General features: G+C 70.3%; 26 protein-coding genes. 9 read left to right on the top strand and 17 right to left on the bottom strand.

Going from position 1 to position 25,917, the window contains the following annotated elements:
- Nucleotides 1-63: 63 nt before the first annotated feature.
- From fdh to Psi02_RS24775, 3 genes are all read right to left on the bottom strand, one after another.
- Entirely contained in the window at nucleotides 64-3,210 is a 3,147-nt protein-coding gene (gene fdh, locus Psi02_RS24765; protein WP_203978043.1) for a formate dehydrogenase, read from the bottom strand.
- A gap of 105 nt (nucleotides 3,211-3,315) precedes the next feature.
- Nucleotides 3,316-3,744: a hypothetical protein gene (locus Psi02_RS24770; protein ID WP_203978044.1), complete on the bottom strand. Its 429-nt coding sequence runs from the start codon at nucleotides 3,742-3,744 to the stop codon at nucleotides 3,316-3,318.
- The gene (locus Psi02_RS24775) at nucleotides 3,744-4,136 is read right to left on the bottom strand and encodes a MarR family winged helix-turn-helix transcriptional regulator (RefSeq protein WP_203978045.1); all 393 of its coding nucleotides are present in this window, start codon (nucleotides 4,134-4,136) and stop codon (nucleotides 3,744-3,746) included. The genes Psi02_RS24770 and Psi02_RS24775 overlap by 1 nt, the downstream gene beginning before the upstream one ends.
- Nucleotides 4,137-4,277: 141 nt before the next feature.
- Here Psi02_RS24775 and Psi02_RS24780 point away from each other — a divergent pair, with 141 nt between their 5' ends.
- Entirely contained in the window at nucleotides 4,278-4,808 is a 531-nt protein-coding gene (locus Psi02_RS24780) for a GNAT family N-acetyltransferase (RefSeq protein WP_203978046.1), read from the top strand.
- A 31-nt stretch (nucleotides 4,809-4,839) separates the two neighbouring features.
- Here Psi02_RS24780 and Psi02_RS24785 read toward each other — a convergent pair whose 3' ends face one another.
- The 5 genes from Psi02_RS24785 to Psi02_RS24805 form a co-directional block, all read right to left on the bottom strand.
- A complete protein-coding gene (locus Psi02_RS24785; RefSeq protein WP_203978047.1) occupies nucleotides 4,840-6,330 on the bottom strand; it encodes an HNH endonuclease signature motif containing protein in 1,491 nt (496 codons plus the stop codon).
- A complete protein-coding gene (locus Psi02_RS24790; protein ID WP_203978048.1) occupies nucleotides 6,327-6,812 on the bottom strand; it encodes a DUF222 domain-containing protein in 486 nt (161 codons plus the stop codon). Before Psi02_RS24790 ends, Psi02_RS24785 begins: the two co-directional genes overlap by 4 nt.
- A gap of 188 nt (nucleotides 6,813-7,000) precedes the next feature.
- Nucleotides 7,001-8,065, bottom strand: coding sequence for an NAD(P)H-dependent flavin oxidoreductase (locus Psi02_RS24795; protein WP_239095122.1), 1,065 nt, complete (start codon nucleotides 8,063-8,065; stop codon nucleotides 7,001-7,003).
- 8 nt (nucleotides 8,066-8,073) lie between these two features.
- Complete coding sequence (locus Psi02_RS24800) at nucleotides 8,074-9,492, bottom strand: nitrosuccinate lyase (protein WP_203978049.1); 1,419 nt, start codon at nucleotides 9,490-9,492, stop codon at nucleotides 8,074-8,076.
- Between the two features lie 82 nt (nucleotides 9,493-9,574).
- A complete protein-coding gene (locus tag Psi02_RS24805; RefSeq protein WP_203978050.1) occupies nucleotides 9,575-10,216 on the bottom strand; it encodes a mycothiol-dependent nitroreductase Rv2466c family protein in 642 nt (213 codons plus the stop codon).
- 263 nt (nucleotides 10,217-10,479) lie between these two features.
- On the opposite strand from Psi02_RS24805, the gene Psi02_RS24810 reads away from it, so the two are divergent.
- Complete coding sequence (locus Psi02_RS24810) at nucleotides 10,480-11,265, top strand: isocitrate lyase/PEP mutase family protein (protein WP_203978051.1); 786 nt, start codon at nucleotides 10,480-10,482, stop codon at nucleotides 11,263-11,265.
- Between the two features lie 26 nt (nucleotides 11,266-11,291).
- Nucleotides 11,292-11,975, top strand: coding sequence for a response regulator transcription factor (locus tag Psi02_RS24815; protein ID WP_203978052.1), 684 nt, complete (start codon nucleotides 11,292-11,294; stop codon nucleotides 11,973-11,975).
- Here the strand turns inward: Psi02_RS24815 and Psi02_RS24820 are convergent, their stop codons facing one another.
- On the bottom strand, nucleotides 11,976-13,253 hold the full coding sequence (locus Psi02_RS24820; RefSeq protein ID WP_239095123.1) for a HAMP domain-containing sensor histidine kinase: 1,278 nt from the start codon (nucleotides 13,251-13,253) through the stop codon (nucleotides 11,976-11,978).
- A 134-nt stretch (nucleotides 13,254-13,387) separates the two neighbouring features.
- Nucleotides 13,388-13,816 (bottom strand): TIGR03668 family PPOX class F420-dependent oxidoreductase, encoded by a 429-nt coding sequence (locus Psi02_RS24825; protein WP_203978129.1) that lies wholly within the window; start codon nucleotides 13,814-13,816, stop codon nucleotides 13,388-13,390.
- 96 nt (nucleotides 13,817-13,912) lie between these two features.
- Here Psi02_RS24825 and Psi02_RS24830 point away from each other — a divergent pair, with 96 nt between their 5' ends.
- The gene (locus Psi02_RS24830; RefSeq protein ID WP_203978054.1) at nucleotides 13,913-14,317 is read left to right on the top strand and encodes a ClpX C4-type zinc finger protein; all 405 of its coding nucleotides are present in this window, start codon (nucleotides 13,913-13,915) and stop codon (nucleotides 14,315-14,317) included.
- 76 nt (nucleotides 14,318-14,393) lie between these two features.
- Here Psi02_RS24830 and kynU read toward each other — a convergent pair whose 3' ends face one another.
- Entirely contained in the window at nucleotides 14,394-15,629 is a 1,236-nt protein-coding gene (gene kynU, locus Psi02_RS24835) for a kynureninase (protein ID WP_203978055.1), read from the bottom strand.
- Between the two features lie 387 nt (nucleotides 15,630-16,016).
- Between kynU and Psi02_RS24840 the strand changes: the two genes are divergently transcribed.
- Nucleotides 16,017-16,769: a GntR family transcriptional regulator gene (locus tag Psi02_RS24840; protein ID WP_203978056.1), complete on the top strand. Its 753-nt coding sequence runs from the start codon at nucleotides 16,017-16,019 to the stop codon at nucleotides 16,767-16,769.
- Nucleotides 16,770-16,884: 115 nt separating this feature from the next.
- Nucleotides 16,885-17,103, top strand: coding sequence for a hypothetical protein (locus Psi02_RS24845; protein WP_203955167.1), 219 nt, complete (start codon nucleotides 16,885-16,887; stop codon nucleotides 17,101-17,103).
- A 126-nt stretch (nucleotides 17,104-17,229) separates the two neighbouring features.
- Here Psi02_RS24845 and Psi02_RS24850 read toward each other — a convergent pair whose 3' ends face one another.
- Nucleotides 17,230-18,468, bottom strand: a complete 1,239-nt coding sequence (locus tag Psi02_RS24850; protein WP_203978057.1) for a coiled-coil domain-containing protein — start codon at nucleotides 18,466-18,468, stop codon at nucleotides 17,230-17,232.
- A gap of 163 nt (nucleotides 18,469-18,631) precedes the next feature.
- On the opposite strand from Psi02_RS24850, the gene Psi02_RS24855 reads away from it, so the two are divergent.
- On the top strand, nucleotides 18,632-19,162 hold the full coding sequence (locus tag Psi02_RS24855; RefSeq protein WP_239095124.1) for a gamma carbonic anhydrase family protein: 531 nt from the start codon (nucleotides 18,632-18,634) through the stop codon (nucleotides 19,160-19,162).
- On the opposite strand, the gene Psi02_RS24860 is transcribed toward Psi02_RS24855, so the two are convergent.
- Together Psi02_RS24860 and Psi02_RS24865 are read right to left on the bottom strand one after the other, a co-directional pair.
- Nucleotides 19,107-20,162: an endonuclease/exonuclease/phosphatase family protein gene (locus Psi02_RS24860; protein ID WP_203978059.1), complete on the bottom strand. Its 1,056-nt coding sequence runs from the start codon at nucleotides 20,160-20,162 to the stop codon at nucleotides 19,107-19,109. The genes Psi02_RS24855 and Psi02_RS24860 overlap by 56 nt on opposite strands.
- Nucleotides 20,163-20,261: 99 nt before the next feature.
- Entirely contained in the window at nucleotides 20,262-21,515 is a 1,254-nt protein-coding gene (locus Psi02_RS24865; protein ID WP_203978060.1) for a mannosyltransferase family protein, read from the bottom strand.
- Between the two features lie 184 nt (nucleotides 21,516-21,699).
- Between Psi02_RS24865 and Psi02_RS24870 the strand changes: the two genes are divergently transcribed.
- Together Psi02_RS24870 and Psi02_RS24875 are read left to right on the top strand one after the other, a co-directional pair.
- Nucleotides 21,700-23,088, top strand: a complete 1,389-nt coding sequence (locus Psi02_RS24870; protein WP_203978061.1) for a hypothetical protein — start codon at nucleotides 21,700-21,702, stop codon at nucleotides 23,086-23,088.
- Between the two features lie 274 nt (nucleotides 23,089-23,362).
- Nucleotides 23,363-23,524: a hypothetical protein gene (locus Psi02_RS24875; protein ID WP_169806330.1), complete on the top strand. Its 162-nt coding sequence runs from the start codon at nucleotides 23,363-23,365 to the stop codon at nucleotides 23,522-23,524.
- Nucleotides 23,525-23,615: 91 nt separating this feature from the next.
- Here Psi02_RS24875 and Psi02_RS24880 read toward each other — a convergent pair whose 3' ends face one another.
- From Psi02_RS24880 to Psi02_RS24890, 3 genes are read right to left on the bottom strand one after another with little or no spacing between them, the layout of a single operon-like run.
- Nucleotides 23,616-23,897 carry a metal-sensitive transcriptional regulator gene (locus Psi02_RS24880; protein WP_203955161.1) on the bottom strand — a complete coding sequence of 94 codons (282 nt, stop codon included), beginning with the start codon at nucleotides 23,895-23,897 and terminating at the stop codon, nucleotides 23,616-23,618.
- Between the two features lie 47 nt (nucleotides 23,898-23,944).
- Entirely contained in the window at nucleotides 23,945-25,021 is a 1,077-nt protein-coding gene (locus Psi02_RS24885) for a glycosyltransferase (RefSeq protein WP_203978062.1), read from the bottom strand.
- On the bottom strand, nucleotides 25,018-25,755 hold the full coding sequence (locus Psi02_RS24890; RefSeq protein WP_239095125.1) for a hypothetical protein: 738 nt from the start codon (nucleotides 25,753-25,755) through the stop codon (nucleotides 25,018-25,020). The genes Psi02_RS24885 and Psi02_RS24890 overlap by 4 nt, the downstream gene beginning before the upstream one ends.
- Between the last annotated feature and the right edge of the window lie 162 nt (nucleotides 25,756-25,917).

The raw sequence follows: 25,917 nt of genomic DNA on the forward strand, positions 1-25,917 counted from the left end.
CCTGTTCCGCTCTTCGCGATGGCCCCGAGCGCCCAAGCAGGCGCTCGGGGCCATCACTGTGAATCAGCCATGCCGGTACTCCTCGATCAGGTCGAGCAGGGCCTGCCCTCGGGGCCGCCTGCCCGGCAGGACGGCACAGGTGCCGGCCTTGCTCTCCTGGATGTAGACGTTCGGATCGAGCACGACCGGCAGCAGGTCGTTCACGATGTCTCCTGTCACCAGTCCGCCACCGCCGTAACCCCAGTGGTACGGCATGACCACCTGGTGGATGATCTGCCTCTGCACGCGCAGCGGCCTGACCCGCTCGGTCACCAGCACGCGGGCCTCGATCGCCGTACGGCTGGTCACGATCGTCGCCCAGCCGCCGTTGACCAGCCCCACCTCGGCGGCGAGCTGCGGCGACACCTCGCAGAACAGCTCCGGCTGCAGCTCGGCGAGGTACGCCAGCGACCTGCTCATGGCGCCCGCCGTGTGGTGCTCGGTCAGCCGGGAGGTCGTGAACACATAGGGGAACCGCGCCGACCCCGGCGGGTTGTACGGATTCTCCGGCCGGTCGTAGGTTCGCCGCGCCGGGTTGGACTGCCTGCCGTACAAGGTGTTGAGGACGGGCGACTCGTGCGGCTCGTAGTGCGCGGGGAGTGGCCCGTCGGAGAGCCCGGACGGCACGTAGAGCCAGCCCTTGCCGTCCGACTGCATGATGAACGGGTCGGTTCCCGCCAGGGCCGCCTCGGCGCGGGCGCCGTCGGGCGGCTCGTAGTCCGGCGGCTTGCGCAGATCGAAGTCCGGCACGTCGTGGCCGGTCCATTCGCCCTTCTCCGCGTCCCACCAGATGTACGCCTTGCGCTCGCTCCAGGGCCGGCCGTCGGGATCGGCCGACGCCCGGTTGTAGAGGATGCGCCGATTGGCCGGCCATGCCCAGCCCCACTCGGGCGCGACCCACGACTGGCGGCTCCCCGGCTCGCGCCTGGCCGCCTGGTTGACCTCGTCCGCGTAGACGCCGCAGTAGATCCAGCAGCCGCACCGCGTCGACCCGTCGGGCGCCAGCTCACGATAGGACGACAGCGCGCGCCCGTCGGGCCCGGTGCCGTTGATCTCCCGGAGCACGGCCTCCGCGGACGGATCGCGATGCTCGCCCATCTCGGGATAGTCCCAGGTCAGCTCTCTGGCCGGCCGGTCGATCTCGTCGTCGCCCAGACGCTGCCTGATGCGCTTGCCGAGGTGGTAGTAGAACCACAGGTCGCTGCGGCACTCGCCGAGCGGATCGAGCGCCTTCTCCCGCCATTGGAGGAGCCGCTGGGTGTTGGTGAACGTGCCCTCCTTCTCGACGTGGCTGGCGGCGGGCAGGAAGAAGACCTCGGTGGCGATGTCCCCGGTGCGCAACTCGCCGGTCTCCAGCTCGGGCCCGTCCTTCCAGAACGTGGCCGTCTCGACCAGGGTCAGGTCACGCACGACGAGCCAGTCGAGGTTGGCCAGGCCGAGGCGCTGCGCCTTGCCGTTGGCGGAACCGACCGCGGGGTTCTCCCCGATGACGAAGTACCCCTTCACGGTGCCGTCGATCTGGCCCATCACCGTGGCGTAGTGACCGTGGTCGCCGGTGAGCCGGGGCAGGTAGTCGAAGCAGAAGTCGTTGTCCTCGGTGGCGGCGTCGCCCCACCACGACTTGAGCAGGCTGACCAGGTAGGAGCGCCTGTTGCCCCAGTAGCCGGTGTCGGCGCCCTCCATTTCGAGGTAGTGGGCCAGGTCCTCGTGCCGGTGCGCGTGCGGCATCGCGATGTATCCCGGCAGCAGGTTGAACAACGTCGGGATGTCGGTGGATCCCTGGATGCTGGCGTGGCCGCGCAGCGCCATGATTCCGCCGCCGGGGCGGCCCATGTTGCCGAGCAGGAGCTGGAGGATGGCCGACGCCCTGATGTACTGCGCACCCACCGAGTGCTGCGTCCAGCCGACCGAGTAGACCCACGCGGTGGTGCGCTCACGCCCGGAGTTGGCCGTGATCGCCTCGGCCAGCTCGGCGAAGTCCTCCGGTGGGATCCCGCACAGCTCGTCGACCATCTCCGGCGTGTAGCGGGCGAAGTGACGCTTCAGGATCTGGAGGACGCAGCGCGGATGCCGCAACGTCGGGTCGGAGGGCGGCCGGGCGGACGCCCCCGCTCCGCGCGCCCCGTAGGAGTCGGCTCCGGCGGCCTCGGCCTCGCTCTCCTCGTCCCCCTCGTAGGCCCAGCTCGACGGGTCGTACCTGTGAGTCTCCGGATCGAAGCCCGAGAACAGGCCGTCCAGGTCCTCGGTGTCCTGGAAGCGCTTCGACACGAGCGTGGCCGCGTTGGTGTAGGCCAGCACGTACTCACGGAAGTAGAGCTCGTTGCTCAGCACATGGTTGATCAGTGCGCCGAGCAGCACGATGTCCGATCCCGCCCGGATCGGCAGGTAGCGGTCGGCGACCGCGCTCGTCCGCGAGAAGCGCGGATCGATGTGGAAGACCTTCGCCCCCCGCAGGCGCGCCTCCATCACCCACTGGAACCCCACGGGATGGCATTCGGCCATGTTGGAGCCCTGGATGACGATGCAGTCAGCGCCCGCCAGGTCCTGCTGGAAGGACGTCGCGCCGCCGCGCCCGAAGCTGGTCCCCAGACCGGGGACGGTGGAGGAGTGTCATATGCGCGCCTGGTTCTCGACCTGGATCGCGCCCAGGGCGGTGTACAGCTTCTTCATCAGGTAGTTCTCTTCGTTGTCGAGCGTCGCCCCGCCCAGGCCGGCGATGCCCAGCGTCCGCCGCACCTCCTTGCCCTCGTGCGTCTCCTGCCACGTCTCCCGCCGGGTACGGACGACCCGGTCGGCGATCATGTCCATCGCGGTCTCGAGGTCGAGCCGCTCCCACTCGGTGCCGTACGGCCGGCGGTAGAGGACCTGGGTCTGGCGGCCGGGGTGGGTCACGAGCTGCTTGCTCGCCGAGCCCTTGGGGCACAGCCGACCGCGCGAGATGGGCGAGCCGGGGTCTCCCTCGATCTGGCTGACCTTGCCGTCCTTGACGTAGACGAGCTGGCCGCAGCCGACCGCGCAGTAGGGGCAGACCGATCGGGCGACCGTGTCGGCCTCCTCGGTGCGGGGCCGCAGGGCGTCGGTCCGCGCCGAGCGCGCGGCGTCACGCCTGCCGTCCTCGCCCTTAAGCTGCCGGATCACCGGCCAGCGGGAGATCCACCCACCGTCCGCCATGATGCGTGTCTTGCCCCACTTTGACCGCTGTTAACCGGCCAGCCGATTCCGGCGACTTTCCAGGTCAGGCACCCAGGCAGGCGGTCCACCCGGCGGCTCTCCCGGTCAGGCGGCCCAGGGGAACGGCGCCACGTCAGGCTCGACCCAGCCGCTGCGCGCCTCGGGGGCCGCCAGGGTGGCGGACCGGTAGTGCCTGGTGAGGAGTCGTTTGTCCAGCAACGCGGGATGCCGCTCCACGAAGACGTCGAACTCCGGGCGGTCCGGTTCGGTGACGACGTGATGGGCGACGAGCTCGACCCAGGCCCGCGAGACGGTCTGGTGGTATTTCTGCGGCGCCTTCTCATACGCGGTGATCTGCCGGAGCCAGCCGCAGACCTTCTCGACGGCCTCGGGCATGCCATGTCGGTGCACGGCGACGAAGGCGAGATGGATGTGCTGCCGGTGCCCGAAGGCGCCGTCGGGGCCGAGGATGCCGGAAAGGATCTCCGCCAGCCCGGAATCGTGTGTGGTCGCGTCGTGATGCGTGCGGTCCATCAGGAGACCTCCTGCAGCGCGGTGATGACAGCGTGGTAACCGGCCAGTTGCTGAGGGGGCAGGCCGGCGAGCGCCCGGGCTTCGAGGCCGGAGACGGCGGCGCTCACCTGGGCGGCGACCCCCCGGCCCTGCTCCGTCAGAGCCAGGCGGAATGATCGGCGGTCGTTCGGGTCGAGTTCCCGGGTGAGCAGGCCTCGCCGTTCCAGGCGGTCCAGGACGCCCGTCAACGTGGTCGCCCGGGTCCCGGTGTCCGCGCTGAGTGCCCGGACGTTGCGTGCCCGGCCGTCGCCGAGGTTCGCGAGTGTGTTGATCTCGGAGGGCGTCAAGTCGAGATCGGCGAGGGCGGCGGTCAGCGCGTGCAAGGTGCGGTGGGTCGCTCTCTGCAGGGCCAACAATGCCGACGATTCACCGCTTTCGGATATCACGACATTGGACTATACGGGAACGAACCATCTCGGAGCACCCCTTTTCCCGGGGCCGCTCAGCACAATGCTCCAGATCAACGGGAAGAAAGGGCTGTTATGGTCGCCCTCATGCCCGAACTCATCGCCCCCACAGAGCGACTGCACAAATCATGGCTGGCGGCACGCGATGAGTGGGATCCAGGTGCTCACCAGGACGGGGCCGGCCTGTACCTGGCTCCCGATGACGACGTCGACAGCCCTGAAAGCTTCTCGACATGGGTCGATCGGCTTCTCCGGGCTTCGGACGAGTCGGTTCCCGTCGCGCCGGGGCGCGTTCACGTCACCTACTACTGGATCGTCGATCATGACACCTACCTGGGAGCCATCGATCTGCGCCACTACCTGAACGCCGTTCTGCTCGAACTCGGCGGGCACATCGGCTACAGCGTCCGGCCTTCCGCCAGGAGACGCGGTGTGGCCACCTGGGCACTGGGCGCGGTTCTGCCCCAGGCCCGCACGCTCGGCCTGGACCGCGTCCTGGTCACGTGCGACGTCGACAACCCCGGCTCCGCGCGCACCATCGAGCATAACGGCGGCGTCCTGGAGGACGTACGGACGACCGAGGCGGGCGTCAAGCGCCGCTACTGGATCAATCTCTGAGCGCGGCCCCCTCCAGAAGGCAGGCCCGGGCTCAGAAAGGGGGAACGTCGTCAGCCGGCCCAGGTGGCGGCCTCTCGACTCGTCCGAGCAGAGGGGACGCGTGCGATGAAGTCGACGGTGACGGCTCCGGCGCCTCCCACCAGGGCGGATCGTCCTCAGCAGAGAAGAGCACGATCGGCTCGACCTCAACCTCGACCCGGGCCTCAGCCTCGACCTCCTCGCACCCGGTCGGAATGTCGGGGATGACCGGCTCCGGAAGAGGCTCGATGATCGGTGGCGACGAGACCGGATACCGGTGCCCGAGGCGGCTGATCCAGACCACCTGACCAGGCACGGACTGGACGACCCGCCAACCATGCTCACGCAGGCCGTGGTCGTGGGCGCATGCGGCCTCCAGATTCCGCGCGATGGTCGCCCCGCCCTGGCCGTACGGGCTGATGTGATCGATCTCGGACCGGCCGGCGGGCGCACGACAACCGGGCGCGCTGCACACGCGGTCACGCATCTGCACCCAACGCCGGAGAGCCGCGTGCGCGAAGCGCCGCCGGGCGTCACCATCACGCACAGCCGGGAGATCCAGTTGGCGGGCGATGTCAGCGATGAGCTTCGCCCACCCACCCAGCGCGGGGAGGTCCGCTTGCCATCGCCGCAGCAGCGACAGGGGGATCTGCAATTCCACGATCCCGCGTCGGCTCCGAGGAGTGGAGGCAGGGCCGCGAGGCCATCCCTCCGGCCGGTGACCAGTGATCCCGGCGTGCACCAGGCGGCCGTCCTCATCGCAGACGGCGAAGCGCCATTCCCCGGAGATCTGCTGTTTCACCAGGCGGCGAGCGAGATGAGCATGTATCGGCCCCCACCCGGCCAGCTCTCCGGGAAGGTCGTCCAGATGAACGAGCGTGGTGACCCTGACCCGCACCTCCCCGGCCGCGGCCCTTCGTCCGCCGGAATGCCGGCCGCCAGGAGCACAGCCGAAGCTCGGAGCCGACCCGCCATGGGCGCCGGGAGCGGCGGGGACCGTGTCGCTGACGGCATCATCGATCGTTTCGCTGATCACGTCAGCGGCGGCGTCAGGGTCGGAGCCAGCGTGGGCGTCGGAGCCGGAGCCGGAACCGGTGTCAGGGTCGGGGCCGGAACCGGCGTCATGGACGGCTTCGTCGGAGACCTCGTCGGCGTAGTCGTCCTCCTCACCGAAGGCGGCCTCCGCCGCCTGGAGCAGGACGGCGACGATGGCGCCGTCATCCAGGCCGGCGAGGCTCCCGTCCAGTAGGCCGAGGAAGACGTCAGTCCGGATGTGGTCGATCGGGACGCGCAAGCCCGCCCGCTTGGCCTTCTGCGCGATCGCGTCCACGCGGGAGATCGCGGCCGCGGCCTGATCCACCGGCAACTGATGCCCGGTGATGGTCGCGGTGCCGTCCGGGTGCCGCATCCCCTCCACGCGCCGCCGCTGAAGAGCCCGTTCATATCTACGGCGCGCCCAGCCGGGATCGGCGGCGAGTAACAGCCGCTTGATCTTCTCCCTCAACTCCCCGGTGGTCCACCGCCCGGCCTTGGCGCCAGGTGATCGGCGACCGCAGTCGCCACGTGCTCGGGCACGTCCTCGAGCCAGTCACAGAACACCCGAGCGCGCGCCTTGTCGATCCGCCCGGATTGCAGCGCGTCACGAACCTGAGGCAGCCGGCTTGCCAGGAAATAGGAGAACCAATATTCGTATTCGGCCGCCCGGCGAGTGAGAGTAAGCGCAGCACGAATCTCGTCGGCATATTTATCCGGCTGAACCATTTTCTTCATGTCGCACGGAGACGACTCATAAAGCCCGACCTCTGCCATCACAGTGGCTTTACGAGCCTGGACATGAGACTCCAACCGAGCATAAGCCTGCAGGACGACCACGGCGTCATAGCCGCTCAACCGGCTCAGATCAAGGCCGTCCAAGACGGCCGCCAACTCCGGGCCTGGCGCCACATCGGCCAGGCCGTCGGGAATCCGCTGCCGCTCGACAATCACACCAGGAAATTACCAAGCGCCACCGACAAAACCGCTCGCGGTACAACGCGACGCAGATGTCCGGGTCAACCGCAGCCCGACACTCGGAAAGCCCGGTCGAGTAATGGCCCGGACAACCACATCAACAATAAGGACAATCCCCGGAAATGCGACACCCACCGGGCAAAGCGGGCGTACAGCGCCCCGGGTCAGGCCAGGGCGGCCCTGGTCTCCTCGGCGAGCGACTCCACCAGCCGGGCAGCCGGAAGATCACGCCCAAGCCGGTAGCCGACACCGGCCCACAGCGACATCCCGTGCGGGTCACCCTGCTCGCCCGCCGCCCGGCGCAGCCCCGTCGTCAGCCGATGCACCTGAGGGTAGAGGTGCGGCGCGGATCCCTCGTGCTCGGTCATGAAGCGGTTGAGCAGGCCCCGGGCCCGGCGGCCGGTGAACGCGCGCGTGAATGCGGTTTCCGTGAAGGCGGGGTCGGTCAACGCCGCCTTGTGCACCGGATGCGCCCCGCACTCCGGCGTACGCAGGAACGCGGTGCCGAGTTGCGCGGCGACGGCTCCCGCCCGGAGGACGGCCGCGATGCCCCGCCCGTCCATGATCCCGCCCGCCGCCGCCAGCGGAAGGTCCACGACTCCCCGGATCTCGGCCACGAGCTCGGGCAGCCCCGACGGTGGCGACCAGTCAGAAGGGAGGAAGTCGGCCTGATGACCTCCGGCGCCCGGCCCCTGCACCGCCAGCGCGTCCGCCCCGGTCTCGGCGGCGGCGACGGCCTCGGCGGGGGTGTTCACGGTGACGACCACCACGCTTCCCGCACTCCGCAGGCGGGCCGCGACCTCGGAGGACGGGCAGCCGAACATGAAGCTCACGACAGGGACCCTCTCGGACTCGAGGAGGTCGATCTTCGCCTCCCACTCGTCGTCGTCCCAGGTGACCGTCTGCGGCAGGGCTACGCCGTACCGCTCCGCCTCCGCAGCAAGCTCCTCGCGATAACGCGCGAGAGCCGCCTCGACTCCGGTGACCCCCGCGCGGGCCGGATCGGGGCCGGGAACGAAGACGTTCACGCCGAACGGCTCGCCCGTCTTCTCGCGAACCGCCGCGATCTCATCTCGTACGGCAGCCGCCGTGCGAGATCCGGCGGCCACGAATCCCAGCCCGCCCGCGGCCGACACCGTCGCGGCGAGCGCGGGTGTGGACGGGCCTCCGGCCATCGGCGCCTGGATGACGGGCAGCGCCATCCCGAAGGGAAGAATGCGGCCGTCCATGGAGCTCCTCATCCCTCACCCGGCTCGTACGCCCGCAGCGCGCGGTCCACGAGTGTTCCAGCGGCCCCAGTGTATGCCGCGGGATCAACAAGATCGGCGATGTCCTCCCTGGTCAGACGCGCGGCGACCTCGGGGATCTCCATCAGCGCATCGGTGATCGGCCGGCCCGTCGCCGCGGCGCTCGCGGCGGCCCCGCCGAGAAGCCGCTTGGCGGCCGCCTTGCCGAGGATCGGGGCCAGGACGGCCGCGAGACGTTCGGTCACGATCAGGCTTCCGGTGAGCTCGAGGTTGGCCCGCATCCGATCCGGGAAGACCTCGAGCCCCTCGGCGAGCTCGGCCGCCACCTCGGCGGCGCCTCCGACGAGGCGCAGGCACTCCCGCAGGGGTTGCCACTCGGCCTGCCAGGCACCGGCGGGGCGCTCGTCCTCGGCGAGCATGCACTGCCCGAGGGTCGCCGCGAGCATCGGCACCTGGATCGCCGCCGAGCGGATCAGCGTCGTGAGCACGGGGTTGCGCTTGTGGGGCATCGCCGACGAGCCGCCACGACCCGCCGCGGATGGCTCCGCGACCTCCGCGACCTCGGTCCTCGACAACGACTGGACGTCCACCGCGATCTTCCCGAGCACCCCGGCGGTGAGCGTCAGCACGCCCGCCAGGTCCGCGAGCGGGATCCGCGACGTGTGCCAGGGCAGCACCGGGTCCTTCAGTCCGACCTCCGCTGCGAAGGCCGCCATCAGCCGCTCGGGATGGGACTCCAGATCTGGCGCCCCGGCGATCCCCGCGTACTCCAGATAGGCGGCGAGCGTGCCCGCCGCACCCCCGAGCTGGGCAGGAAGCTCCGCGCGTACGCGGCTCAGCCGTTCACCGGCGGCCACGACGGAATGCAGCCATCCGGCCGCCTTCAGCCCGAACGTGACGGGAACCGCGTGCCGGCCGAGCGTCCGTCCCACCATGATCGTGTCGCGGTGGTTCCGGGCCAGCCGGGCCAGAGCGGCGGTCGTCCGATCGAGGTCGGCCTGGATCAGCGCGAGGGTCCGGCCGGCCACCAGCATCGCCGCGGTGTCCATCATGTCCTGGCTCGTGGACCCTCGGTGGACGTGCTCCGCGGCGCCGGCGTCCACCGCCGCGACGGCCGCCGTCAGCTCCTCGACCAGCGCGACCACCGGGTTGCCCGCCTCGCGGGCGCGTACGGCCAGGCGCGCCAGGTCGATCGCCCCGGCCCCCGCCACCCGCGTGACGGTCTCCGCCGCGGCGGCCGGGACCGCCCCCAGACGGGCCTGGGCCCGGGCCAGCGCCGCCTCGGCGTCGAGCAGCGCCCGGAGCCAGGCCCGGTCGTCGGTGGCACGCTCGGCCGCGCCGCCCGCCCGCACCGGAGAGAGCAGCCCGGAGTCCGGGCCGGGACGGTCGTCTCCCAAGAGGTCGGTCATCGGTGCAACCTTCCCGTCGCCGCCGGGTGGGCGCCGCCGCGAGACCCTCGGCGTCTCCAAGGGCCTCGGGCGCCGGAGTGCGTCAGCTGAAGTCGAGGTCGCCCGTGCGGGTGCGCTTCAGCTCGAAGAAATACGGATAACGGGCGAGTGCGTACGCGCCGTCGAAGACGTGCAGGGCGTCCTCGCCCCGCGGGATGCGGCTCAGCACCGGCCCGAAGAACGCCACGCCGTCGACGTGGATGGTGGGGGTGCCCACGTCCTCGCCTACCGGGTCCATGCCCTCGTGGTGGCTGCGGCGCAGCGCCTCGTCGTAGTCCGAGCCCGACGCCGCGTCGGCCAGTTCGACAGGCAGTCCGACCTCGGCCAGCGCCTCCTTGGCGACCAGGTCGAAGTCCTTGTTCCCCTGGTTGTGGATCCGGGTGCCCATGGCGGTGTAGAGGTCCCTGAGCACCTCCTCGCCGTGCTGCTCCGCGGCGGCGATGCACACCCGCACGGGACCCCAGCCCCTGTCGAGCATGTCGCGGTACTGCTGGGGAAGCTCATCCCTGTTCTCGTTGAGAACCGACAGGCTCATCACCCGGAATCGGAGGTCGATGTCCCGCTGCTTCTCCACCTCGAGGATCCACCGGGAGCTGATCCACGCGAACGGGCACATCGGATCGAAGTAGAAATCGACCTTGGGCCGGGCCGCGGGCTCCGCCTCTGCCTGGTCAGTCGTCGCCATGACGTCTCCTTACTTGGAAGTCTCGCCGAGTCGGGGCCGGATCCGCCTCGGCGAGACACGCCTGGGGACCGGCGTGGCACCGACACCGCCTCAAGACTCTTGAACCACCGCCGGTGATCCCTTAATTCCCGGTCGACACCCCGGGACTCTCCCCGGGCCCGACGGCCACATGCGCCCCCGTTCGCGCCTGTCCGTATGGTGGTCTTCCGAGCGGCCGCCGCGCCAGGCGGGCACACGGAGGGCACACGGAGGGCGAGAGCACGATGAGCATAACGAGAGCCGACAAGGCGGCGACACTGCGTGCGTTACACGTGCCGGGCGACCCGCTCGTGCTCCCCAACATCTGGGACGCGGCGTCGGCGCGAATCGTCGAGTCGGCCGGTTTCCCCGTGGTCGCCACCGGCAGCGCGGCGGTCGCCCCTGTGCTCGGCTACGCGGACGGCGAGGGCACTCCCCCCGGCGAGATGCTGGCCGCGGTCGCCCGCATCGCCTCGGCCGTCGGCGTTCCGGTGACCGCCGACGTCGAACGCGGCTACGGGCTGCCGCCCGGCGAGCTGGTCGAGCGCCTGTGCGCCACGGAGGCGGTCGGCTGCAACATCGAGGACTCCGACCCCGTCACGGGCGCGATGATCGACGCCGGCGAGCAGGCCGACTTCCTCGCGGGCGTCCGCGCCGCGGCGATCGCGGCGGGCTCCGACCTGGTCGTCAACGCGCGGGTGGACAGCTTCCTCCACGGGTCGGGGACGCCCGAGGAGCGGCTCGCCGACGCGATCGAGCGTGGCCGCCGCTACCTGAGCGCCGGAGCCGACTGCGTGTACCCCATCTTCGTCAGCGATCCCGGCACGATCCGGACGCTCGTCGAAGAGCTGGGCGCCCCGGTCAACGTGCTGTTCCGGCCGGGCGTGCCGAGCATCGCCGAGCTCGCGGAGCTCGGAGTGGCCCGGGTGAGCTTCGGGCACGGGCTCCACACGGCGACGCAGGACTTCACCGCCCGCATGGTGGCCGCGATCAAGACGGGCCGCAGTCCCTACCCGCCGCAGGAGGCCTGACAGGTGCCTCCCCTACCATCGACGGCATGACCAACGTGCTGGTCGTGGAGGACGATCCGGCGATCGGCTCGGAACTGGCGGATGCGCTGGCCGACCACGGATACGAGACGGCCCTGGCGGCCACCGGTGAGACCGCGCTCGACCTGGCGCTGCGCGTCACTCCCGACCTCGTGCTGCTCGACCTCGGCCTCCCCGACGTGGACGGCGTCTCTCTGTGCCAACGGCTCCGGAGCGCCATGCCGTACGCCGTGATCGTGGTGCTGACCGCGCGCACCCAGGAGTTCGAGGTCGTGGTCGCGCTCGACGCGGGGGCCGACGACTACCTCACCAAACCGTTCCGGCTGACCGAGTTGCTGGCCCGGTTGCGGGCGCACCTGCGCAGGCAGGCCGTACCGGCCGACCAGCGCAACATGTCGGCGGGCCGGGTACGCCTGGACCTGGCGGCCCGGCGCGCGTACGTCGCCGGGACCGAGGTCATGCTGCGTCCCAAGGAGTTCGACCTGCTCACGGTGCTCGTGCGCCGTGCGGGCGAGGTCGTGACGCGGGAGCAGCTCATGGAGGAGGTGTGGGACGCCAACTGGTTCGGCCCCACCAAGACGCTCGACGTGCACGTCTTCGCCCTGCGCCGCAAACTGACCGAAGAGGGCGAGGATCCCCGCCGGATCACCACTCTCAGGGGACTCGGCTACCGGTACGAGACCGACCTCTGATCATCTGGCCTGCAGCAGCAGACTGAACACGGGAGGCGAGGCCCGCCGGAGGATGAGGCGGCCGCCTTCCGCCTCCGCGAGGGACCGTGCGAGCGCGAGGCCGATCCCGTGGCCGTCGCCCGCTCCCCGGGCGAACACGTCGGCCCCCTCCGGGACACCCGGACCCTGGTCGGACACCACGACGGCGACCCCGTCGCCGAGATCGGACACCTCGACGGTGACCTCGCCTCTGCCGTGGATGGCGGCGTTGTCCAGCAGCACGTGGAGGATCTGCCGTACGGCCGCGGGCGACGCGGCGACCCCGGGCAGTTCATCGGGGACGGAGACCGTCAGGCCGCGGCCGGTCTCGGCCAGCGCCGCGCGGCGGTCGACGCAGATCTCCTCCACCAGGGCGCGCACGTCGAACGGCTCCGGTCCGCCGGTGTGCCCGCCGCGGGTCAGGCGCACGAGGTCCTCGATCGTGGTCTGCAACCGCTCGCCGCGCTCGACCGCCGTGCGGATGACGCCCGCGAGGTCCGCGTCGGGACGGCCCAGCGCCGACTCCAGGCCCAGCAGTAGGCCGGTGAGCTGCGTGCGGAGCTGATGGGACACGTCGACGCTGAACGCCCGCTCGCGGTCGAGCACGTCGCCGAGCCTCCGCGCGGTCGCCTCCAGTGCGAGCCCGGCGGCGTCGGCCTCGCGCACATCGGACCGCGGCGCCCTGATGGAGAAGTCACCCGCCCCCAGAGCCTGCGCCGACCTCGTCAGATGCTCCAGGGGCGCGGCCAGCCGCGCGGACTGCCGCAACGCGAAGACCGCCGCCAGCCCGATCACGACCACGGCGAGCCCCGCCATGGCCAGCCAGGCACGATACATGTGGTCGCGCACGATCTCGTACGGCACGGCCACCCGGACGGACCCGGCCAGCTTCTTGTCGGAGGGGAAGGGCGCGGCGGCCACGAGGAAGCCCCGTTCGACGCCCTCGTGGACGTGCCCGTCACGGGCGTCGGCCGCGATCCGCGACATGTCCGGCCCCGCGCCGGACAGCTTGGCCCCACTCGCGGCGAAGAAGCCGACGGTGAGCCTCGACGGCACACCCCTGGGGAGGGGAATCGAGGTCACGCCGTTCCGCACGACGTCGTCGTGGACGACGGCGGCGATCCAGGTGGCGTTGCGGTCCAGCGACGCCGTCGTGTCGTCGTGGTAGAGCCGCTCCATGGAGATCGCGAGGGGGATGGCGAACAGGGCGACGGAAAGCGTGGCCACGCCCACGATGGCCCCCAGCACTCTGAAGCGCATCGGCCTGCCGTACGGCTCACGCCGACCGGAAGGCTTCTCCACATCCGATGTGATGTGTCGCCTTTTGCCCCATATCACCAGCTCAGCGTCCCAGAAATCGGGTGTGCATGTGCACATCGCCCCGAGCGAGGGGCTCAGCCGTCCGAGTAGGCCCAGCCCGACCAGCGGGTCACCTCGACCAGGACGGCGGGGCCCGCCGGAGGGCGGCCGCCGTACTGGGTGTACTTCGCCACCAGCCACTCCACGGCGCGGTCCCGCTCCGGGCCGCGTTCGACGACGCGCGCCCGCCCGTCGGCCCTGGCCCACCACAACCGCTCCCAGTCGTCCTCGTAGTGGTCGGTCAGGAGGCAGACCTGAGGGTTCCCGGCGATGTCGCGGAGACGGCGCAGATCGGTGGTCGTCTTCGGCTTGTGGTCCACGGCGGTCACCACGACGTCGCCGGCTACGGCGAAGGTCACCGGCACGAGCCTCGGCACCGCTGTGGCCGCCTCACCCGCGCCGACCGTCGCGAGCCTGGCCACCCGGGCGGCGGCGAAGAGCTCACGTGCCCGGTCCGCCGGCATCCTCACGCCGCCAGGTTATGCCGTGCCGTACGGGCCGTGCCGCCGCCGGACCGGCCGCACTTGATGATCTTTCTTGGGCAACCTAAGGTTGTCGGAATGGAGCCCCCCGATTTACTGGCGCAGGCCCGCTCACGCTCATCCGACCCGGAAGACCCGCTGGAGATCCTTTCCACCGCGATCGCACTCAGCACCGAGCTCAGCGACGACGCCGACACCCTGCTCGACCTCGCGGTCCGCGACGCCCGGGACGCGGGCGCGTCCTGGACCACGATCGGCGAACGCTTCGGCTTCTCCCGGCAGGCGGCACGCAAACGGTTCACGCCGCCCTTCGCCGGCCGGACGCTGGAGAACCGCCGCAAGAAGCGCGACGCGGCGTGCTCCTTCTGCCGGCAGCGTCCCGGCCCGCGGGTGCACATGGTCCACGGCGAAGCCGGCCGCATCTGCGACAAGTGCGTGGCGCTGGCCGGCGAGATCGTCGCCGACCTGGCCAAACGCCGCTGACGACCCGGTTCGCCGCTCACTCGAGCGGCGAACCAGTTAGAACAGGTCAGAACCGTTCAGATCGGGTCAGAACCGGTCAGGTGACGGTCAGCCGCCGCTGGTACTGCTCGTCTCGCCACAATTCCTTGCTCAGCACCTCGGCGAGCGTCGTCGCGGCGTCGTACACGTCGACGTGGCGGAGGTACAGCGGGGCGAAGCCGAACCGGATGATGTCGGGTTCGCGGTAGTCCCCGATCACTCCCCGGTCCACGAGCGCCCGGACCACCGGGTAGCCGTCGGAGTGGCGATAGCTCACCTGGCTGCCACGCCGGTCGGCGTCGCGTGGGCTCGCCAGTGTGAGACCCGGGCGCATCTCGTCGACCAGGTCGATGAACAGCGAGGTCATCGACACGCTCTTGGCGCGCAGGTGCCGCAGGTCGACCCGCTCCCAGATGTCGAGCGAGGCGTTGAGCGCCGTGTAGGACAACACGGGCGGGCTGCCCGAGGCGAACCTGCGCACCCCGTCGGCGGGCCGGTAGTGCGGCTCGAAGTCGAACGGCGCCGCGTGCCCGTGCCATCCGGATATGACGTTGCGGACGTCCTGGTGGTGACGGGAGGCCACGTAGATGTACGCGGGCGCGCCGGGACCTCCGTTGAGGTACTTGTAGGTGCAGCCGATCGCGAGGTCCGCCGCGCTCACGTCGACGGGAACGGCGCCGGCGCTGTGGCACAGGTCCCAGACCATGAGGGCGCCGGCGGCCTGGACCTGCGCGGTCACCGCGCCGATGTCGTGCATCGCACCGGTGCGGTAGTCGACCTGCGAGAGCAGGACCATCGCCACGTCGTCGCCGAGAGCCTCGTCCAGGTTCAGCGCGCCGTCCACGGTGCCGATGTCGCGGATCTCGTAGTCGCCGAATGCCCTGGCCGCGCCCTCGACCACGTAACGGTCGGTGGGGAAGTTGTCGAGGTCGGAGATGATCACTCGGCGGCCCGGCCGCAGAGGCAGCGCCGCCGTGACCGCCTTGAAGATGTTCACCGACGTGGAGTCGCCGGCGAGGACCTCGCCCGGGCCGGCGCCGATCAGCGGCGCGATCCGGTCACCCGTCGTCTGCGGCAGGTCCCACCAGCCCGCGGTGTTCCAGCTCGCCCCCAGATGCCGGCCCCACTCGCTCTCCACCGCGTGCCCGACGCGGGCGGCGGTCCGCCGGGGAAGCGCCCCGAGCGAGTTGCCGAGAAGATAGACGACATCCGGCGGAAGGGTGAATTCATCCCGGAAGTCCTTGAGGGGATCCTGCTCATCGAGGGTCTGGCAGTCCGCACGGCTGATGGCCACCTGTCGCTCCTTCGCTCACTGCATTATGTCCCCAAATATCTTCATATGGTCACAAATGGGGTCGGCCTGGACGGCCTCGCACCCTTACCGCCGGGTTACTTCCGTACGTCCCGGGAGTTCGCCGCCCGCACCCGTCCGGGAACAGCGCACCCGGCCTCGGGCGGACCGTATTCGCAGCGTTAATGACTCAGTGTTGGCACAGCGGTGAAATACGGACCGGGATCGTTCCATGGTTACGGACTGCAATAACTCGCGGAGATCGCCACACGGGCACGATCCGCTCAAAATAAGCACGGGACCAACCAGAGACTCTGTGCGATCGTGGACAAGACGGGGCAAGTTCTCTGTAGACGCCAATCCCCCGTTGGTGACAGAGGGTGATCAAACGTGACGGAGTCCCCGGTGCATCACGAGCCCCCGATCTATCGCCGCATCGCCGACCGGCTGCGCGATCAGATCCTGTCGGGCGCCTTGAGTGATGGGGATCGACTACCGGGCGAGAACGCGATCATGGCCGAGTACGGCATCGCACGGGCCACGGCGAGACAGGCGCTCGCCGTGCTCATCAACGAGGGCCTGGCCGTACCGAGGAGAGGATCGGGTGTCTATGTGCGCCTGTTCCGCCCGATCAGGCGGCACGGGTCCCGCAGACTCTCCAGAGAACAGTGGGGCCAGGGCCGGGCGATCTGGGACTCCGACACCCGGGGACGCTCCTACACCGTGGACGAGGTCAGCATCGAGCGGACACCGGCGAGCGAGCAGGTGGCCCGGGTGCTCGACTGCGACGAGGTCTGGGTGCGCCGCCGCCGCTACTCGGTGGACGGCCGTCCCGTCCAGTTGGCGGTCTCCTACTTTCCAGCCGACCTCGTCGAGGGCACGGCGGTGACGCTGCCCGACACGGGGCCCGGCGGGGTCTACGCGAGGCTCGGCGACCTGGGCTACTCCCCTGTGCACTTCACCGAGGAGGTGCGCGCTCGGATGCCGCAGCCGGGGGAGGCGGGCCTGCTCGGCCTTCCGGCGGGCACACCGGTCATCATCATCAGCCGGCTCGCCTATGCCGCCGGAGGTATTCCGATCGAGCTCAATGAGATGACTCTCGACGCCGCATCGTATGTACTCCAGTACGACTTCGATGCGTAGGTCAAGGGGCAAGGTTGACCTGTCCATCCCGATCATTGATTTCTCTAGAGATGTCCCGCACCTTGAGAAAAGAGACGTCAAGAACAACCGGACACGGCGAGGGAAGGGTGGACGGATGTCCTTTGACCGACACCTCGCCGAGATTGCCCGGGAGTTTCCGGAATGGACGATCTGGCGAAGTGACGCGGGCCGGTGGTGGGCTACCCGGCATCACCCGCTGACCATGGCTCAGCGGGAGGCGGGATGCGCGATGACCATCGACGCGGACGATCCCGAGGGGCTGCGCGGTCAGCTGCGTGAACAAGAGGAACGTGCCACGATCGCCGATCCGTGAGCGCGGAAGCCTCCGACCCTATCGGGGGCGGAGGCTTCCGCTCGGCTCTCCCGTGGGGGCGTCGCCACTGGTGCCAGTCACAACGGCGCCTTCACGGGTCCGGCCTCGTCTTGCGTGCTCCGGTTCCTACTTGTTGCGGAGCGGTTCCTGATCGTCGGGCGACTGCCGGACCCGGCCGAAGTCGACGTCGCTGTAATCCACGACCTCCACGGCCATCGGGGCGAGGGGGTCCGCATGGCGGACGTCGTCAACGATCACCCGGACGTCCTCGTGGGCGTCCCCGATGGAGTGGTCCACCGCGCGGACCGGGCGGAACATGTCGATGCTCTCGTGGGCGGGCACCGGGCCCGGGCCGTATCCGGCGTCGTTGCCGGCCGCCGCGTCCAGGCTTTCGACCTCGACCCGGTCGTCCATATGGTTCAGGTCGTCACCCTGGTCGGCCTGAGCGTCGGCCGCGCCCTCGGCCGGGTCACCTCCCAGGTCGTCGACCTGGTGCTCCGGCTGGGCCGGAACGTCGCTCGCGGGCTCCTCCGACTGCTGCCCCTCGCGGAACCGCGGAGCGGGAGGAACGACCGCGGCCTCGTCGATCAGCGCGCCCGCCGACGCCTCGCGGTGCAGCAGGTCGCCGAGGACCGACCCGATCTCGTTGAGGCGGCGCATCACCTCGGTGTGCGTGTCGGTCAGGTAGACGACCCGGCGACCGGTGTGCTCGTCGAGCGCGGAGACCCGCTTGTCCGCCGCGGCCAGCGCGGCGCTCGCCTCCGCGTTGGCGTCGGCCACGTGCCGCTCCGACTCCAGCCGCGCGGTGGTCAGCTGACGGTCGGCTTCCGCGCGGGCCGAGCGCAGAGTGTCCTCGGCCTCGGCGCGGGCCGTGCCCAGGGTCTCCTCGGCGTCGGAACCGGCCTGCGACAGGAGGCGCTCCGCGGCGCCGGTCGCGTCGGCGACCCGGCGCTCGGCCTCCTCCTGGGCGGCGGCCCTGATCGACTCGGCCTGCTCACGTGCCATCATGACCAGCCGCTCGGCCTCGGCGGAGGCATGGTCACGCAGGCGGGCGGCATCCGACTCCGACGCCTCCTTGTTGGCCGCGGCCTCCTCGTGGGCCAGCTTGAGGATCTGGCTCAGCCGCTCGCCCAGCTCATCCGGGTTCTGCGGGGACTCGGTCACCTTGCGGCGGGCGTCGGCCAGTTCGATGCGGCTCTGCTCGGCCTGGTCGATGGTGCGGGCGAGCCGTTCCTCCAGGTCCCGGATCTGGTTGCGCGTCCGGATCATGTAGTCGTGGACCTGCCGGCGACTGTATCCACGCATGACGACCTCGAAGGAGTCGTCGCTCATGAGGTCGGGGAAGTTCTCGGTCTGGTTGGTCATGACAAGCCCTGGGGGTCGGAAGACAGAGAGGCGATACGCACGTCAGGACACGACTTTCCTGCTATCCGCCGGACATCGCAACCCGAACGCCACAAGCTCCCAGGGGAAAATTGCAGGACACCGGCCCTCAGGCGGCCGCGGAGCGCGTGGAATCATGACCCGCATGCCGTACATCGCAGCCCTGGACGACGACGCCGTGCCGATGATCCACCCGGAGGCGTGGGTGGCCCCGGGGGCCGTGGTGGTCGGGCGGGTACGGCTCGGCCGCGCCACCAGCGTCTGGTACGGCTCGGTCCTGCGCGGCGACGACGAGCGGATCGAGGTCGGCGCCGAGTGCAACATCCAGGACCTGTGCTGCCTGCACTCCGATCCCGGCGAGCCGGCGATCCTGGAGGATCGGGTGAGCCTCGGACACCGGGCGATGGTGCACGGCGCTCACATCGGCTCGGGCGCGCTGGTCGGAATCGGCGCGACCGTGCTGGGCGCAGCCGTCGTCGGGGAGGGGTCGCTGATCGCCGCCGGTGCGGTCGTCACCCCCGGCGCGAAGATCCCCGCCGGTGTGCTGGTGGCCGGCGTCCCCGGCCGGATCGTCCGCGAACTCACCGACGACGACCGCGCCTCCTTCGCCCGCACCCCGGCTAACTACCAGGCGAAGGCGCGGCGGCACGCCGCGGCGACCGAGCTTTCCCGATGAAGGTCCCGGCCAGGACCAGGTGGTCGGACAGCTCGGGCCTGGTCTTGATCACCTCGGCGCCCGCGGCCATGAAGTCCGCCTCGGTCGCGAAGACATAGTCGATCTTGCGGCCGCCTCTGGTCGTGGGGGTGCCGGTCCGGCGCTGCGCCATGTACGGCCCGGCCCCCACCTCGGTGTACCTCCCCGTGCCGAGGCCACGGCCGTACACGGCGGTGAGCTGGGGATCCTCCGGCTTGCGGTTGAAGTCGCCGCCGAGGATCACCGGGTTCCGCCCCGCGTACCTCGCGACCAGGTCCTCCACCTGCCGGGGCGACTCGGTCTCCGAGATGTGGGTCACGCAGCTCACCGAGCGGCGCGGGCCCACCATGCTGGTGGCGCACAGCAGTCCACGCGGATGGACCTTCGAGCCGGGACTGGGCGCCGCGTCCACGGCGAGCATCCGCCGGAGCGGCTGCCCGAGGACCCGCCCCTTGAGCGCCAGGGCCAGGCCGAAGGTCTTCTTGTCAGGGGGCGTCGTCCGGGACGTGAGGTCTCCCCAGAACCGGCGGCACTTGTCGCCTCCGCCTCCGCGCGAGTGCGCCCGATCGATGCCGAACCACACCATCTGATAGTCCGGAAGCTTCCGCTGGAGCAGGTCGACCTGCGCGTAACACATCTCCGTGAACGAGGCGACGTCCACGTTCCGCTGGCGGACGAGCGCGGCGACCTTACCCGCCCATGCGCGCCTGCGGTCGGGCTTCAGGCTCTCCGTGCAGGTGTTGTCGCTGTTGTTCGCCGCACAGACGTTGTAGGTCAGCACGTTGACGCGGTACGGGCCCGGCCGGCCTTCGGACGCCGGCACGTCGACGCGGTCCGGACCTGGCCGGCCTTCAGACGCCCGCACGTCGACGCGGTCCGGACCCGGCCGGCCTGCGGACGAGACGCCCGTGAGACCCCCGACCAGGACGGACGTCGCCGCCACCAGCGCCGCGCCACGCCGACGCCATCCTGTCTTCCGCACGCGCCACACCCCCCGGCTCCGGGAGCCCCCGCGGGCATCCGCTCAGGAGGTCATTAGCGACAAATCCCCCCATAGGCGGTGACAGTAGCTGAATTGGGATCATCCAACCCATGCGCCTGTGGTGAAATTTCCTACATTGATTGCCATAACGGGCGCGGCGACCGCCACATAGGCCATGAAGACCCAGGGCCTCCGCGCACCGGCGATGCCGACCGAGAGATAGAGCGGCCACCACAACAACGAGGCCCGGCCGACCGACATGTAGAACGACGACATCGCGAGCAGCGCGACGGCCTGGGGCGCGAGGTAGGCCAGGTTCCCCCACCGCCGCCTGACGGCCTGCCAGACGACGAGCGCCGCCAGCACGAGCGCCGCCAGGATCTCCTCGCGGTAGGACGTCCTCAGGACGCTCTCCTCGAGCGACCGGTTCCACGTGTTGACGAAGACCTGCCAGGGCCACTCGGCGAAGCGCCCCCAGTAGTCCGCCTCCGCGTGCTTCCACGCCAGCAGGTCACCCGTACGCGACCAGAGGTAGGCCATGTAGGCCAGGACGGGAACCGCCGGCAACGCCAGCCACGGCGCCGTCCGCCATCCCTTCCCACGCAGACCGTTCTCCGCGACCAGGAACTGGATGACCAGCCCCGCGAGGAGGAACAGGCCCGAGACGCGGATCGAGGACGCGAAGGCCGCGCAGACCGCCGCCGCCTCCCATCGGCCCCGCCGCGCGAGCAGCCACGCGGGGATCGCCAGCGCGAGGAACGGCGCCTCCGAGTAGCCCGCCAGCATGAACACGGCGAACGGGCTGAGGAAGAACGCCAGGACGGTCCACGTTCCCGTGCCCTCTCTGAAGGACTCGCTCAGCCGGGACAGCGCCACCGCCACCACCGCGCTCGCGACGAGCGACACCAGCACGATGGCGAGGCTCCAGTCGGACACGAACACGTGCAGGTAACGCAGGAGCAGCGGTATGCCGGGGAAGAACGCGCTCAGCTTGGGCGCGTCCGCCATCCCCGGCGACCCGTCGTAGCCGTGCTGCGCGATGGTGATGAAGTTGTCGGAGTCCCAGGGCGTGAGCCGGTCGAGCAGCGGGGCGTCGGTCCGCCCAGGAGCCGCGAGGACCATGTAGACGTAGGTGGCCACGTGCCAGAAGAACCAGATCAGCAGTGCCGTACGGTCGGCCGGGCCGCCCAGCCACCACCGGCGCTCCGCGGCTGCGGCCGCCGCTTCGTCTCTCGCATCGCCCGTCGCGGACTGCGCGGGCGTCGGGTGCTGCGCGGGTGCCGCCAGGTCGCCCGGCGTCGCCTCCGCGTCCGCGGGAGCCGGAGCGGCCACGGGCTTGTGGATCTCTGTCACGACCATCTATCGAATACGTCAGGAGTGTCCGTGCCAAGGGCTGGCAGGACGTGTATGTGAGCCTACGTGGCATTCATCAGCGTTAGCGCAGGTCATCGCCCTCCCTGCTGGGGAAAGTTTCACACTCGCCCGCCGGGCCCGCGCTTCCGCCTCCGCTGTCGGTGACCGGAACTAGCATTGCCGCGTGCGATGGGACGGGTTCACGGCGATGGAGCGGGATGTCCGCGCTCTGGTCGGCGACCCGCGATGGACCACGCTCCCCGCCGACGTGCGCGCCCAGGTGATGGCCCAGCGGATGCTCGAGACCCCCGACGGCTCGCGCTGGCTGTTCGGCGCCCACGCGCGGTGGCACCGGTTCGGCCGGGCCGACGGCCGATGGCACCTGTCGGCGCCGCCGGCCCACCCCGAGGTCCGGTCGGCCGCCCGGCTCCTGCCCCCGCCCCCGGTGATCCCCCCGCTCCCGCTGCCCGCCGGCCCCGACTTCGTGTACGACCGGGGGTCGACCCAGGCCTTCGTCGGCCCGGATGTGCCCAATGGGATCACCGACGGGATCAGGGCGCTGCTGCAGGCGCATCGGGGTCTTCGCCGCGACGACTTCCCCCTGCCTTCCGGCGGCCTCCGCGAGATGTTCGCCCGAGACGTGACCAGCCCGGTCGCAGCCGTCTGGGCGACGGTCATGTGGTGTGCCTACGCGCCCGCCTTCGACGGCAACGAGGTGTTGTTGTCGATGTTCGGCGAGTTCCTGGCCCGGCCGCTTCCCGGAGACGACTGGGTGCGCTGGCTGCCGCCGACGTCGCTGGACGCGCTCGTCTCCCTGTACGCCGAGCGGATGGGCGCGGGGGCAGGGGAGGCCGGCCTCCGCCTCGTGAGGCTGATGAGGGACACGGCCGTCGTCCTGCGGGCCGACACGCGGTTCCGGCCCAGGGCCGAGGCCCTGCTCGCGATGGCCGAGCCCGTCCTGGCCCAGCCGTGGCTCGACCGCCACGCCCTCGCGGGCGGCGCCGTACGGCAGGCGTGGTTGTCACGATGCCCACCCCATCTGATCGGCGCGACGCTCACCGAGGTGTCGTCCGGAGAACACTTCAGGCACAGCCTCTACGACCTGGTCGAGGCCCTGGCGTACACCGCGCTCCGGGGGGTGGACCCGCGGGCGGCGGCCGCCTCGCTGCTCGCCGCCGATCTCGACGGCCGTTTCGCGGGATCTCCCGCCGCCGCGGACGCCGTGAATCGCCTCTATGCGTGGATGGACGAGGAGTCGCGCCATTGGCTGTACGGCGCGCTCGCGGATCCGTCCCATCCTCTGCGCGGATACTGGCCCGTCGACGACGCGCTCCCCCCGGCGCTCGTGCCACCCGACCGACGGGCCGCCGCCGCCCTTCTCGGAGCCGCGTACGCCACGGGGCTCGCCTGGTGCGGGCTCACCGGGACGGCGCCCCCGGCGAGCGGCTTCGCGGCCTCCTCGGCCGTCGTGCCGTTCCTGATCCACCAGCGTGACGACCCGTTCCCCGCCGCCGGACCCGGCGACTTCTCTGATCTGCCACCTGATCACGGCCGGCTGCGTGCCTGGCAGTGAAGTGATCACGGGCGCATCGGGACGATCCCACCGGTATCCGTAGTCGCGTTACGTCACATCAAACGTCAAATTCGGATATGTCCTCCTTACTACTCCTTTAGCAATCTCTTCCCAACCTCACCGGCTTTTTCACCGAATCGTGATCTCGCTATCTGGGAAATGGTCAGAGAGGGACACGACGGGGTCGCGGAATGGTCCCGATGGGCCATGTCGCGGAAAGGAGCCCCGACGTAACCTCATGGTGGGTGTGGGCTGCGGAAGGAAGGACGACGCGGTGGGGCACGATGACCTGGACTCCCGGGTCCACGATCGTGTCGCGTTGGACGAGATCGCGCTGTACGCCGAGGTGCTGGAGGCCGTCAACTTCACCGATGACCGACTGACCTTGGAGGAGCTCGACAACGCGCTCGGATTGCGGACTTCGGCGAGCCGCTGAAGGGATTCTCAGCAGAACCGGTCCGGACTCCCCTCGGGGTCCGGGCTGGTTTGTGTGGACTAGTTCGAATTACCCAAGAGGCGCATAACTCTCAAGACCGTACAAGTCGGGCGATAGCCGCCGAAGCTTCCTTCACCTTGGCTTCCGCCTCCGGACCGCCCGTGCTGACGGCGTCGGCGACGCAGTGCCCGATGTGGTCCTCCAGCAACCCGAGCGCGACCGCCTGGAGCGCGCGCGTGGCCGCGGAGACCTGAGTGAGGACGTCGATACAGTACGCGTCCTCCTCGACCATCCGCTGCAATCCGCGGATCTGCCCCTCGATCCGGCGAAGGCGCGCGAGGTATGCCTGCTTGTCGCCGCTGTAGCCGTGCATGTCTCAACGGTACCCGCTACGGGTATCGAACCCGGCTTCCCCGGAGGCTAGGTCCGGGAGCGCAGGCCGTACATGAGCTCCTGCCAGCGGCCGGCGATGACGTCGGAGGCGCGTCCGGACGCCGATTCGAGCGCTCCCGTCGCGAGCGCCACGCGGCGGCGCTCGTCGTCCACGAGTGCCAGGAGCGCCGCGGCGTACGATTCGATCTCCCCTTCACCCTCCGCGACGAGCACGCTGTCCTTCCCCGGCCGGAGGAACTCCGCCGGTCCGCGCGGCGAGTCGAACGCGACGATGGGGACCCCGCAGCTCAGCGCCTCCATCACGGTCATCCCCAGGGGCTCCTGGCGGGACGGCACCGCGACGATCGACGCCTTGGCGAACTCTCCGGCCAGGTCCGACGTGGCGCCCATGAAGTAGACGTGGTTGTGGAGACCGAGGTCGGCGGCCAGGGTGCGCAGACGCTTGTCCTCGGGGCCGCTGCCGTACAGGCGCAATCTCCAGTCCGGCCGTTTGTCCGCGACGATCGCGAACGCGCGGATGAGCCTGTCGTACGCCTTCTGCTGCACGAGACGGCCGCCCGCGCAGACGATCCTGTTGTCCATCCGCGAGCGCGGCCACGGCCCCGCCGGGAGCGCGTCGGGTATCGCGTGGACGGAGAGTTCGTCGTCGAGCAGCCGGATCCATTCGTCCCTGCCGCTCGCGCTGCTCGCCACGACCGCGTCGAGGCGGGGATAGAACCGCCGGATCGGCCCGGCCACCACCGGGCGGTTCCACTCCCGGGCGATGCGGACGATCTCTCGCGGCGCGTACCTGGCCGACTGCACGCTCAACCCCGGCCGTGCCGTCACCAGGACGTCGGACCGCAGGCTGCGGAGCATCCGCCACAACGCGACCTCGGTCCGCATCTGGCCACGCGGCAGCAGATGGGGCACACCGGGCCGCACGTCCATGAGCCAGCGCATGGCGACGCGCGGGCTGACGGGGAAGAAGGGCTTCTCCCTGGTCCGCTTGACGCTCACGACCTCGACCTCGTGGCCGCCGGCCAGCTCTGCCGCGAGGTTGAGGACGGCCCTGACGTCTCCGCGCATGCTGTACGCGGAGGGAACCAGGAAAGTGATCCTCACGCACCCACCTCGAGCCGTAACTCGTCGTCGGAGGTGAAGCTCGGCATGATCGGCACGCCGTCCACGAGCGCCCTGGGGTAGTGGACGCGGCGCCGTTTCCCCTCGATGTCGTCGAGCCTGGCGCCGAGTGGCAGTTGGCCGTCGACGCCGTCCACTTCGAGTGAGGGCTCCCAGACGCCCTCCGACTCGGGGATGGCGTCCAGCACGTCGCACAACGACAGAGCGGCGTGGAAGCGGACCCCCTGCACAGTGGCGGCGACCGTCACGGTCGCGGCGGGGTCGGTGTGCCGCAACGCGAGCCTGGCCTCATGGTGCCGGTCGTCGTCGTCGAGGCCGGTGTAGGCGAGCAGTCCTGTGACCTCGAACCTGCCCTCGCGGAACCACACCGCGCGGACGTCGGCGACCGGCTCCGCCTCCTCGATCTTGATGGCGAGGAAGCCGTTCCTGGTCCGGTACGCCCGGTAGGCCATCGTCCGGCGGCCCAGCGCGTACGCGTCGAGACTGTCGAGCGAGAAACCGGGGTCGACGCTCTGGATCCGGGTGCGCGTCGCGTCGGCCTGGAGGTAGGCGTCCCAGCGGCCCGTGGTGAGCGACAGCGGGGCGAGCGACACGGCGACGCTGGCGTCGCCGGGCGAACCGCCCGGCGTCCCGAGCGCCACCTCGCGTTCCACACCGGACCCGCGATGGCGCAGCACGAGACGGGTGCCCTCGGCGAGCGGCTCGTCGATCGCCATGCGAAGAGAGAGGACGTCAGCCAGTGTTACCTCAGCGCCGGTGACGACCACGCCCACCCTGCAGCCCCCTCCCCGTCGATCGAGCCAACGTTGAGGTTACCGTGATTTTCCCGTTATGTGGAGAAAGGGTTTCATGGCCTTCCCCGCGAACTAGCGTTTCTT

This window comes from Planotetraspora silvatica (genome assembly GCF_016863315.1).
In the GTDB taxonomy this organism is placed as follows: Bacteria; Actinomycetota; Actinomycetes; order Streptosporangiales; family Streptosporangiaceae; genus Planotetraspora; species Planotetraspora silvatica.